10 protein-coding genes are annotated in these 12,506 nt (G+C 31.2%); 7 read left to right on the top strand and 3 right to left on the bottom strand.

Annotation, left to right across the window (positions count from 1 at the left end):
• Positions 1-193: 193 nt before the first annotated feature.
• Positions 194-1,360, top strand: a complete 1,167-nt coding sequence (locus MNO09_RS01410) for a hypothetical protein (protein WP_098654312.1) — start codon at positions 194-196, stop codon at positions 1,358-1,360.
• A gap of 1,564 nt (positions 1,361-2,924) precedes the next feature.
• Positions 2,925-4,352: an S-layer homology domain-containing protein gene (locus tag MNO09_RS01405; protein ID WP_088106855.1), complete on the top strand. Its 1,428-nt coding sequence runs from the start codon at positions 2,925-2,927 to the stop codon at positions 4,350-4,352.
• A gap of 148 nt (positions 4,353-4,500) precedes the next feature.
• Here MNO09_RS01405 and MNO09_RS01400 read toward each other — a convergent pair whose 3' ends face one another.
• The gene (locus MNO09_RS01400; protein ID WP_088059283.1) at positions 4,501-5,055 is read right to left on the bottom strand and encodes a helix-turn-helix domain-containing protein; all 555 of its coding nucleotides are present in this window, start codon (positions 5,053-5,055) and stop codon (positions 4,501-4,503) included.
• A 192-nt stretch (positions 5,056-5,247) separates the two neighbouring features.
• On the opposite strand from MNO09_RS01400, the gene MNO09_RS01395 reads away from it, so the two are divergent.
• The 5 genes from MNO09_RS01395 (at position 5,248) to MNO09_RS01375 (ending at position 9,703) form a co-directional block, all read left to right on the top strand.
• Positions 5,248-5,469, top strand: coding sequence for a serine ammonia-lyase (locus MNO09_RS01395; RefSeq protein WP_241949892.1), 222 nt, complete (start codon positions 5,248-5,250; stop codon positions 5,467-5,469).
• Positions 5,470-5,657: 188 nt separating this feature from the next.
• Positions 5,658-6,161 (top strand): DUF3902 family protein, encoded by a 504-nt coding sequence (locus MNO09_RS01390; protein ID WP_088106856.1) that lies wholly within the window; start codon positions 5,658-5,660, stop codon positions 6,159-6,161.
• 98 nt (positions 6,162-6,259) lie between these two features.
• Positions 6,260-7,081, top strand: coding sequence for a peptidoglycan-N-acetylglucosamine deacetylase (locus MNO09_RS01385; RefSeq protein WP_088106857.1), 822 nt, complete (start codon positions 6,260-6,262; stop codon positions 7,079-7,081).
• 258 nt (positions 7,082-7,339) lie between these two features.
• On the top strand, positions 7,340-9,070 hold the full coding sequence (locus MNO09_RS01380) for a methyl-accepting chemotaxis protein (RefSeq protein ID WP_088106858.1): 1,731 nt from the start codon (positions 7,340-7,342) through the stop codon (positions 9,068-9,070).
• 378 nt (positions 9,071-9,448) lie between these two features.
• Positions 9,449-9,703, top strand: coding sequence for a SunI/YnzG family protein (locus tag MNO09_RS01375; RefSeq protein WP_088106859.1), 255 nt, complete (start codon positions 9,449-9,451; stop codon positions 9,701-9,703).
• A 274-nt stretch (positions 9,704-9,977) separates the two neighbouring features.
• On the opposite strand, the gene MNO09_RS01370 is transcribed toward MNO09_RS01375, so the two are convergent.
• A complete protein-coding gene (locus tag MNO09_RS01370) occupies positions 9,978-11,765 on the bottom strand; it encodes a helix-turn-helix transcriptional regulator (RefSeq protein ID WP_088106860.1) in 1,788 nt (595 codons plus the stop codon).
• A gap of 114 nt (positions 11,766-11,879) precedes the next feature.
• A complete protein-coding gene (locus tag MNO09_RS01365) occupies positions 11,880-12,458 on the bottom strand; it encodes a sensor domain-containing protein (protein ID WP_070168702.1) in 579 nt (192 codons plus the stop codon).
• Positions 12,459-12,506: the final 48 nt, after the last annotated feature.

The raw sequence follows: 12,506 nt of genomic DNA, 5'->3' as shown, positions 1-12,506 counted from the left end.
TAAGAAATTTTTAGTTCTGTTGCAAATTTTAAAAAAAGCATAAACAGGTTGGTAAATGAAGAACAATGTTCAGGAAGTAGCTAGTAATTGCTGAAGTTCATTGTACGTTGAAAAGGCAAAGCCTCTTTGTATAGTGATTCCAAATTTGTAAACCTTATTTAAAATAAGAATTATTATAGAAAAGGAGTGTCTGATGAAAAAGTTTTTAAGAGTAATTCTAATCATATTGGTGATATTTATAGGAATTATGTTGGGAAGCATAATTTTAAATAAAACATATCATACTGAGTTTAAGTTTTTAAATGAAACGGATCAAAACATGTTAAATGAATTATCTACTATTTATAAGAGTTTCGAAGAATCGAATGATAAACTTTGGAATGAAGATTATCATTTCGAAAAAAAGCCATTAGTACTGATACATAGTAATAAAGATGGGGGATTCTTTAGACAAGAAGCTTATGCAGTTAATGTAAAAGGAGTAGAAAATAGTATTTTTGCAAAAGAAATAAAAGTCCCAAATTCTTTGCATCTACCTAAAGTCTATCGTTTAACTCGTTTTGATTTTAGAACGGTTTCTACCTGGATGCCTTGGAACTTTGGGACAATAAATATTAACGATATGGATGTATTTTATTTTAAATATTATCCTAAAATGTTTGTTAATCCAGATTTATATTTTGATTTCTCGTCTTTTTTATTACATGAGGCTTTTCATGCTTATAAACAAAAAGATTGGACTTATGATTCAAATGGTGGAGAGTATATTCACGAATATCCGATAAATAAAGAAAATTATGCATTAATGGGATTAGAATTTAAGTTATTAGATAAAGCAATGGTTGATACGAACCCAGAAAATATTATTCAAGCATTATATGATTGGACAATTGTACGTAACTATCGCTATAATAAATGGCCACAATTGATTGGAGAAACAAAAACTGAAGCAATAGAAGGTTCAGCACGATACTTAGAGTATCGTTATAGTAAGTTAACTGGTGGGAAACTTATGGTACTTGCAAAGAATGAGAAGCCATATCATGTTACTTTTATGGAGGCTTTCAACTTCATTGCTAATGGACAAGCAGAATCTCCAAGGTTTTTAGAGCGGAATATGAGATATGAGACTGGTTCAGCTCTTGAATTAAGCATGGACAGAGCAAATATTCCATGGAAAGAAGCTATTGAAGATAGTGCAACCAAACAAGGAAAGACACCCTACGAAGTATTAAATACGTACTTTAATATAAATAATACGCCCACAATTGAAAATAAAATAAAAGAAATTAAAGAAAAAAATGACTATGACGCAATTTTAGACCAAGGAGAAAAACTGGTGAAAATAAATAACGAGTAAAGAAAAGATAATTTGAAAAAGTATATATTGAAATTATAGTAACATAATCATGGTCTACTATTTTAAAGTAGAAGAAAGAGTTAATTTAAAAGAGAATTGTTAGTACCACCAATATCTTTAAAGTAATATTTTAATTGTCTATAAGAAAAGTAATAAAAACACTGCTATTGAGTGTTTTTATTACTTTCATTTATCATTTATCTGGTACATAACACGTGTGGTTATTCATATAACATTTCTCTATCTTTGTTTTAGTATTATCTTTTTTATCCCTGTAAAAAATTTCAACTGTCCCTTTTGCACTATTATAATCAAATTCATAGGCATTAGGTTATTTGTCTCTAACACTTATTATCCTGAACCAGCACTTGCTGGCATTGTAGAAATAAGTAATGCGTATGTTAAACTTAGCGTCCCAAAATACCTTTTTAATTTTGGTTTTGACATAAAAGATTCCCCTTTATTTTATATTAATCTATTAAAATGATATATATTTAACGCTTGTAAAAATTGATAAATGTATATTGTATATGTCTTAAAAAATGGTTTTTTGTTCTATATTTAATCTATAAAATTATAGATCTTCAAGTATACATATTCATGTTATAGTAAACTAAAGTATTTAATGGTGACTGTATATCTTGTGAATGTGAGGTTATTATATAAACTATTAAAAGAGATTATACGAGTAATTTGTGTTAGCTTTCAACATAGGTACTAAGAAAGAAACTGCAAAAAAGAACAGTAAAAGACCCACTCTTCGCCTTAGGAAGCTCAAGCGTGGGTCTAAAAAAGGATAATACATACATAAGTAGCAGTTATGAGACGTGATGTTAAAGTATCTCGTCCTTTTTAGCTTATACGATCCAAAGAATTACCGTATTTTGTATATGTAGCATACCATATTTGATTTCGGGTTCAATCACTTAAATCAAACAGGGGAAATATGTAATTGGTTTGTAAAAAAATAGGCAATCCTCTTTATAAAGGAATTGCCCAATCAAATGAATTAAAACAAATAACAGACAAATCTATTATACTATAAATCTTAATATAAGTATATAATAATTATAGAACTTAATTTTAATTAACAAAGGCTAAATATTCTATTATTAAATACACGTTAACACGGTATTAATTATAAGTAAATATAATTAAATGTAAATTAATTATTATTTGCTCTTCTAAAGGAAATTAACTACATTTACTTTAATAATTTTATTATTGATTTTGCAACCAAATGTAAAGTAATAGCATTTAATACCAACTTTAAGTTTTCACTGCATTAAGTTAAAGAGACTTACAATACCGGGAGGAAATTTAACTATTAAATCTACCTTATACATGAGTCAATTATGATATTGTGGAAATCCAAATTCATATAAATATCATACATTTTTGTAAAAGACATCTATTGACACTTGTACATATAAGTAACTATAATCATTACATCAAATTGAATGCATGTTAATACAATCTGATTATGATTACAGGCAAGTAAATATAAAAATAGAAAATCTCAATTTGATAAATACAATAGTATGGTAGAGGTGTATATTTTTTTATGAACTACAAATTCATCGCGACAAGTATCCTCGCAGGAGCAATATTATCTTATTCTTCTAATACTTTAGCAAATACTCAAAAATTTTCTGATGTTCCTAAGTGGGCAGAGCAATCCGTTAATTATTTAGTGGATAAACAAGTATTAAGTGGTTACCCAGACGGAAGTTTTGGCTCAAATGATTCACTAGACAGAGCTTCCGCCGCAACAATAATGACAAAAGTTTTAGGTATACAAATTGACTACAATGCAAAACCATCCTTTACAGATTCACAAAACCACTGGGGGGCACCTTATATTGCCGCAGCTGAAAAAGCTGGCATTATTAAAGGCGAAGGTAATGGAATCTTCAATCCATCCGGAAAAGTAACGCGCGCTTCTATGGCGGCAATGCTAGTAAATGCCTATAAACTTCAAAGTACAGCAAATGATAATAGCCAAAGTAAATTTCAGGATTTAAAAGGCCATTGGGGTGAAAGATTCGCCAATGTTTTAATTGATTTAAAAATTTCCGTGGGTACTGATAACGGTTGGCAACCTAATAGATCGATAACACGCGCCGAAGCTGCTCAACTTACTGCAAAAACAGATATTATGCAACTAACTCCAAAGAATGTTTTAGAGGAAAAAGAGATTATTACTGCTACATCATATGAAGATTTGAATTTAACAGTTGCTTCCAAAATCACAGCTCAAGAGATTGATAGTTTTATAGCAAAATATCATTCAGATAGTCCATTAGTTGGACATGGGCAAGATTTTATCAATGCGCAAAATCAATATGGCGTGAATGCTCATTATTTAGCGGCGCATGCGATTTTAGAATCTGGATACGGTAAATCAGAAATTGCATATCAAAAACATAATCTATTCGGATTACGTGCATATGATGGAGATCCATTTAAATATGCAAAATACTTACCGACGTACGGCGACAGTATTGCTTATAACGCTAATTATGTACGAGAGAGATATTTAGAAGAAAGTGGTATGCATTATAACGGACCAACGTTAACTGGTATGAACGTGAAATATGCATCAGATAAAGGCTGGGCTAAAAAAATTGCGGGTATTATGGAACGTATGAAACCGTTCCGTGCAGAAGACTATACATATGCAAAAAAATTACCAAAGAATCCTGAAACATTAGATGTTGAAGCGTTATCTAATGAAATACCGTATAAAAAGTATTTAGATGGTTCGAGCACAAAAATTATATCATCAGCTGTTTATTACTATGTACCTTATCCATTTGATTTGAAAATTAAAAGTAGATCAGATGTAGATGTAACGCAAAATAATGTTGGTACATTAACTCCTGGAACAAACATCTTTATTTATCGTGAAGATCCAAATGGATGGGTCGAATTCTCTTTTGACGCTAATGGGGAAAAATACTGGACATTAAAAAGTAAATTAAGCATGTAATTAAAAAGCTCTACTTTACTATTCTTAATTGTTTAGCTTTTAATCTTATATAATTATGAGACCAGTTTTTTATTTGCTTAAAATATAGTTATGTATACAAAAAGTTAGAGAATTATTTTCTCTAACTTTTATCCTATAGTATATGGAATTAAAAAGATGGTGGGGTTACTCCGAATATAACAGTGACTTTGTTTAAAGAAGTGTTTTCCCATTTATGCTTTGCATATGGTGGGATTTTAACACTATCACCTGTATCGAGAAGTAAAACCTCATCATTTAAATATAGTCTTACTTGTCCTTCCATAATAAATGCTATTTCTTCACCTTTATGTGCCACAGGTTCTATAGATGAAGCCGTTTGAGGTAACAGATTCATTAAAGCCAATTCCAGTGATCCATCTAAATTGGGAGATAATAACTCATATGAAACGTTACCGCTTTCAGGGAAAGTTATTTTTTTTCTTTGATTAGCTCTTACGACTAATTCTTCCGTATTGGTATCTTCTAAGAAAAAATTAAATAATGGAATATTTAATGCTACAGAAATTAATTTTAATGTTTGTAATGATGGATTCGTGATTCCTTTCTCAATCTGACTTAACATAGAAGGTGTTATATCAGCTAATTCAGCTAAACGTTTACTAGTTAATCCGGCAGCTTTTCTAAATGCCATAATTTTTTGACCAACATTAATATTGTTCATATGCGTAATCCCCTTTAAATAAGTAAAAAATATTAAATTAAAATTAATTTTATTTACTTATACTAAACATGTTGTTAATATATACTTAATTATAATAAAGTATTATTAATTTTCCAAGTACCTGCACAGTTGTGAGAAAAATAAATAAGACGAGAAATAATTGGTATTTATTCTTCATGTATGTTTTTAGGTATGATGACCAGATTACATGAGGGCATTTCCATACAAGTTATTGGGATTGATAATAAAAAAATGGCTGATAGACTGGCAGTTAGAATAGCATCTGGGTTTGTAGATAAAACATTAGAACTATTTTTAAGCGGTGCATATACAGCTAGTAATAATTATTTATATAAGTTATTAAAAGAATTAGTAGATAAAGAGGGAAAAGACTATATACAAAAAATGCTTTAAAACAAAATTTGAATCAAGGTACACATATTGTATGGGGAATAGGAGAAAGTATGAGTTCAAGAAAAGTAATGGAAGAATAGTATCAAACAGGTTCTCAATTAATAAAAAGGGCTTTTAATATGAAAAGGATAACTTAAGAGTAAACATCAATGCTTTATCATAAAAATTATTAAGGAAGTGAGAACATCATGAAATCAGCTTTAAATAATATTATGATTTCTTTGATTTTTGCATTAGGAGGGGCTATTGCACTTTTATTTAATTTAATGGGAAATCAAGATTGGATATTAAATTGGGTGGGAGTATTACTGGCATATCTATCTTTGGCCATTTTAATAGATCTATCAAATAAAACTGTGTATTATAAAATATTTCCTAAAATACTATATAGAACTTTGTTTATTTCCTTTAATGCTGCAGTATTAGGAATAGTAGTAGGGATTACATACCAACTATTAGGAAAGTGGAATGTTACTATAATGATGTACTATTGGTTGATAATCTTATTCTTATATTTAATTACTATAATAACATTAGTTATCTTGATATTTTTAAATCTTAATAATCAAAAAATCAGTTTCTTATATAAGTTTATTATACTTTTAAACATTTTCCTTACCTTAGGGCCAGTGTTATATCCATTAGTTCTAACTATTATTGGAAATGGTATGAGCAGTAGTGCAGGAAATTAATAGGGCTTATCCAGATTGTTAAAACTACTAGCAAAGGCAAAATGAGTTTGGTTAAATAACGTATAGTGGAATAATAGGATAGAAAGAAGAATTATGGTATGAAAATTAAGCTAAAGAAAAAAAGAATTTTATGTGTATTGTTAGCTATTACATTAGTAGCAATTGGTTATTACATGTTTCAATCAATAACGAACCCTAAGCTGGTAAATGCGAAAGAGGTAAACAGTGTTCAACTAGTGAGCAGTTTACCTAAAAATGAACTTAGAAAGTCGATACCTAGTCGTTTTGATGGAAAAGAAAGAAAAGTTGTATATTTAACTTTTGATGATGGACCAGGAAAGTATACAGCTAACCTGTTAGATATATTAAAAAGAAATAATGTGAAAGCAACATTCTTTTTAATTGGTAATAATGTGAAAAGGTTCCCAGATTTAGTGAAACGAGAGCATGAAGAGAGCCATTATGTTGGCATGCATAGCATGACACATGATTTTAAAAGGTTATACACCAATAAGGAATATGTTAAGGAAATGAAAGAGGATCAATCTTTAATTAGAAATGTTATTGGAAACTCACCGAAATTAACACGGCCACCATATGGATCAATGCCTGGATTAAATGAATCACTTCGAAATGAAGTGGTCGGATATGATTTAAAAGTATGGGATTGGACAATTGATTCTTTAGATTGGAAATACAATAAATTAGCCGTTGATGTAGCAGCCGCAAAAATTGTGCAGAATGTATTGGCAGGTGCGACATCTTCAAAAGAAATTGTTTTAATGCATGATATTCATCCCCAATCTGTCGCGGCAGTTCCAGCAATTATAAAAGGATTAAAAGAAAAAGGTTATGAATTTGAAGCTTATAATCAGAATGATCATTTTCCGATAAACTTCTGGCATGATAATCGTATATAAAAAGATATGTATTAGTAAAAAGGAATTAAGAATGGAAAAAGCGATTACTATAGGGTTTAAATATTTGCAGGAGCGTGTTTAGATAAATAGATGAAAACACGCTCTTTTTACCGGACTATTTTTAAATTTAGATTTAAGTATAAACTCTCTTATTTTAGAAAACTTTATACGATTTTTTAATGAATATAAATATTTAAATGTCTTTTATTTTTACATATAAAATTATTTAATCATAATATAACAATGAGGTGGAGTTAATTGTCGTTTTTTAAAAACAGTAAAATTGGCACAACATTAAGTGTATTAGTAATTATAGCAAGTATGGCTTGTATAATATTATCTATGCTGGGATTTTTTGGCCTGAAAAAAGGGGAGCATGCATCAAATATGATGTATGAAGATAGTTTATTACCAATTCAGTGGATAGGAGCTATAGAGTCTAATTTTTATCTAATCAATATGAATGTAAAGGAAACTATTCTATCTAAAGATCAAAAAAGAATAAAAGAGCTTTTGACAGAAATAGATGTAGCTCGTTCAGAAACTGATCAGTTAATAAAGAAGTTTGAGTCTAGAGTTAGTTCTAATAAAGAAAAAGAATTATATACAACATTTCATGAAGTATTTAATGAATTAAGAACACAATTGAGGAAAGTACAAGATTTGGGACAATCTAATAATGATGAAGCATATGCTTATTATCTGAAAGAAGTTGACCCTAATATGAAAAAGGCAGTGCAGGCTATTGGTGAGCTCATTCAGGTTAATAATAATAATGCAGATCAATTACAAAAAAATAATACAGCTAGTGCAACAAATACTATAATGCTGTTTGTTAGTATCTCCATTATAGCAATTGCAATCGTTATTTTTATTGGCTATATCATTAAAAGTGCAATTAGACAACCAATTGTATTATTAGAAAGAGATATGGAAAGGGTATCTGCAGGTGATTTAACGATACGTACTTCTTATAAATCGGATAATGAATTAGGAAGTATTGTAAGGTCTTTTAATAGTATGTTGGACAACTTACAACAATTAATTGGAGAAGTAAAATTCACAACTCAAGAGGTCATTTCTTCTACCAATGGGATGTTGCAAGATACTAAACGAGCATCTCATATATCAAGAGAGGTAGTTCAAACTATATCTGAGGTTGATAAAAAAATAGAAGGGCAAGTTACTAGTATTCAAGAAAGCTCCTCATCAATGGAAGAAATTACGACTGGCGTTCAAACTGTAGCTGAGTCTTCAGCAACGGTTACAGAAGTGGCGGTCACAACAACAGAACAAGTCAATTCTGGTAGTGAAGTAATTAAACAATCTATACTTCAAATGAATAGTATTCATGAGGTTGTTGAAGAAACATCCAAAGTAATAGAGAGACTTGTTATGCGTACACAGCAAATTGATAAAGCTCTGGATGCGATTACTAATATTGCTGAACAAACAAACCTTCTTGCCTTAAACGCTTCAATTGAAGCCGCACGTGCTGGAGAAAATGGAAAAGGATTTGCAGTGGTAGCAGCGGAAGTAGGGAATTTAGCTGAACAGTCTAAAGCATCTGCAGATGAAATCAATCATTTAATACTAGCCATTCAACAAGATACAAAAGATACAGTTGATGCAATGCAAAAAGGGCAACAAAAAGCTTCGGAAGGAAAGGAAACTGCTAATAAAGCAAATCAAGCATTTTCATCTATTATGGTGGCTATTAATAAAATCACTAGCCAAATTCAAGAAGTATCTGCAGCAACAGAAGAAATGTCTGCTGGTACAGAAGAAGTTAATGCCTCTATGTCGAGTGTTTCTGAAAGTGCAACGCAAGTAGCTAAGGAAACAACTCAAACTGTACAATCAATCCAATTACAAGCAGCATCAATCGAGGAGATATCGAATCAATCTAACAAAATAAAAGAAAAAGTAGAAGCATTGTCAGTACTAGTTTCACAATTTATTATTGAGAAGCAAGACAAAAAGCAATAGAATATATCAAATGTGATATAAAAATAATAAAAAGACCATTGTAACTTTTATAAAGTACAATGGTCTTTTTCATTGGGTGGATGTTCTAAAAATTCTCCTAATCATTAAATACAAAAATTACATCAATTTATGTTTTTTTAATTTGTTAATAGAAAAGGAGATTTAATTCTAGTTAATTACTGTCAAATGTAAAGAAATAAAATTGATTAATAGTAGTTCAAATCGTAATTATTAGATTGTATTTTTTGGGTAATAAGAAGTTTGCGCATGTAATTTTACATACAAACGCATAAATTTATTATATTAATATATAATAGTTTATATATTTATTTAACCAATTTAGATAATTATCTAAAACTGAAAAAGGATTGATATAAAATGTCAAGAATGAGCATTACAAAGTTCCAAGATAGTATAATGATTGCATGGCAATCAGCAGAGATTACCATCCCTATAAAAGATATCCTTACTATATCTATGAATGACGTTCCTTATAATAAGCTTGATCATGTTGTTTATATTGGAACGCCATCTTCCTCAAAGAATAGAATACTGATACATACTACAAACTTAAACTTCATTATATTCACTGCTAATCCATCTATAGTATTAGAAGAAATTAATATTGAGTAATGCTGTTCTAATTAAAACTCGAGCTTAGATAAAATTCTTTAATTACATATAGTTATTAGATTTCAAAAAATGTAATGCCAGAGAAGTGGAATGTTAAGATGATTAGTCACCTTATAAAAAAAGAAGAAAATCCCATGTGAAGGGATTTTCTTTTCAAATGAATTTTAAAAAATAACAGACCTATCAAAAATGCATTGAAATTTAATATAAACAAATATTATTGTACCTTATAACTAATGCTTGCCTAGTTTTAAAGAAGCAACAACCATTTTTCTCATCCGATAATACCAATTTCTAGAGCCTTTTGAACAGCTTCTTCTTTGTTACGCACTCCTAGCTTTGCATAAGCTGTGGAAGCATAATTTCTGACTGTGCCATTCGATAAATACAGCCTTGAAGCTATGGAAGTGTATCGAAGTCCCTTTGCTACTAGCTGTAAAATTTCTATCTCTCTGGCTGTTAGCTCATACGTAGTTGCTTTTGATTGTGGTGTCTGTTTTTTCTCATCAAACTTCTCAAATATTTTGTGAGACATTCCCTGATCAATCAGTGTCCCACCTTTGTGAATAAGTCGGATTGTATTAGCTAGCTCCAACGTTTCAATAGATTTGAGTAAAAAACCATCTGCACCGTTGCGAAGTGATTCCAACGCCTGTTCGGTATCCTGAAAAGTTGTAAAAATCAATATGCGGATATGTGGCCATTGTTGCTTAATCTTTTTGGTTGCTTCGACTCCATCCATGTGCTGCATATCTAAATCCATAAGTATAACATGGGGTTGAAGGCGCCCACACAAATCGATGGCTTGATTGCCATCCTCAGCTAAACCGACTACATTTAAATCTTCATATCTATCGAGTAGTGTCCTCAAACTTTCCCGAACAAATGGTTGATCGTCTACAATTAACAAACGAATAAGTCCATCTTTTATTTCAGTTTGTCGCGGTATGGTACATGTAACAAGCATTCCTTCCTCCGGCTTTGTATATACAGACAATTGACCTTGCAAATTCATTGCCCGTTCTTTCATCGCATTCATACCGAAGCCTTCCTGCCATTCTACATTTCCTTTTCCGTTATCTTGAACTTCTAACCTCGTATATTGTTGTTCAAACTGCAATGAAACTATAATTTCGGTCCCCTGACCATGACGTACTGCATTCGTAAGGGACTCTTGTAAGCAACGAATGAATGCGATTTTCGCTTGCCGAGACAGTTGATATTCCTCTCCGAATGTCCTGAAATTCACATTTACCTGAGCGTGCTCCTGAAATTCGGCTCCAAGATTTTGTAGAGATTGAATCAAGGAAGGGGATTGACAGGGAGAATCCATTTGATGTAGGTAACCTCTCACGTCCTCAATACTTTTACGTCCCATTTCAAGCAGAGAATCTAGCCTCTGTATACCCATCTCAGTAGCAAGTTCGGTACGCAACGTTTCCATCCCCATAATAATAGAAGTATAAGCGTGACCAACTGTATCATGAAGCTCGCTCGACAGCCTGTTCCGTTCTTCTGCCAGTGTAATGCGTTCAATCTGAGACATATATTGCTCAAGTACCGCGTTTTGTTTACGAATTACTTCATTTTGCTTATGATTGGCGATTAATAAATGAAAAGCGAATCCCATTACATAAGCGAATCCATAGTAGGTGACCATAGTCCAATAGTTATTACTTGGCGCAACAGCATAGAAAATTCCAGTTGTTATAAAAACTGTTGTTGGAGCTGTCCAATAATAGGACAAATGCTTACTATTTACAGCAATTAGAAACACTGATATAAGAAATATGTTGTAAGCTTCCGGAAATAATGAGGTTAAATATATACATTGTCCACCATATAGCAGTATTTCTGTGAACAAGTAATATTTGTAATTGAACAGTAAGGCTACCCATGGAATTGAGAAGGCAACAACCTCCCAAAAAATAATAATCCAAAGTGGCAATGTTAACCCATCCTGAAAACTTAATGTAGCTAGGATGATAGACACACTTGTAAGTAGACGTATCCCTAACATAATCCAATCGTACCAAAACCAATACTTAACCATATCTAACAAGTCATTTACCCCCTAAGTAGCCTACCTTTTTACTTCATATATTATAATTTAATCCTTCATGCCTATTATACTTTTAAATTTAAAACTGCGATACTACTCACAGATTGCAAACTTCTATCGATTTAGTTGCCGAATCATGTTACGTGTATAGCCCCCAAGTTTCTTTGTCAAACCATCTACTATTTTAATACTTATGGCGGTAAATACTATACCCATAAACATTACAAAGAGTGACTTGGCAAAAGTATCTATCTGTATGAATATAATATTCATTTCGATGTATTGATACAGTAGTGGTGCCAACAGCAACATAAGTGGCATTACATAAAAAATGATTGCACTAATGAGACTGAAAATGCCAATCACTAATTTCTGCATTAACCAAAAGACAGCAGACCAAGTACGACGATCCGTAAGCACTAATTTCACCTGAGTCCAGTTCGATGTATCTATTGTTATACTTCTATCATAAGAGGCTGTTGAAATATCTGTATAAATTTTCGTCTGTATGCGCTCGAATTGGATAAAAGGTGTAGTAGTCTGTAGTACGCGTATAACTAGTGGAATCCCAATTACCGTAAATGAAAGGGTGAAGCTGAATAGCAGAGATATTAGATAAAAACAAAAATAAAACAATCCTGTAACGAAAGTTAGCAATAAAAAATAGCCATTCTGGATGAATCTTGATTTCATAACGTTCTCGCTCCTATCTATGTAATAACCGAATTGTACTGCTTTTTT

The sequence above is a fragment of the Bacillus sp. N5-665 genome, from assembly GCF_022637375.2.
GTDB classification, from domain to species: domain Bacteria; phylum Bacillota; class Bacilli; order Bacillales; family Bacillaceae_G; genus Bacillus_A; species Bacillus_A wiedmannii.
This window is presented reverse-complemented; position numbering and strand designations above follow the sequence as displayed.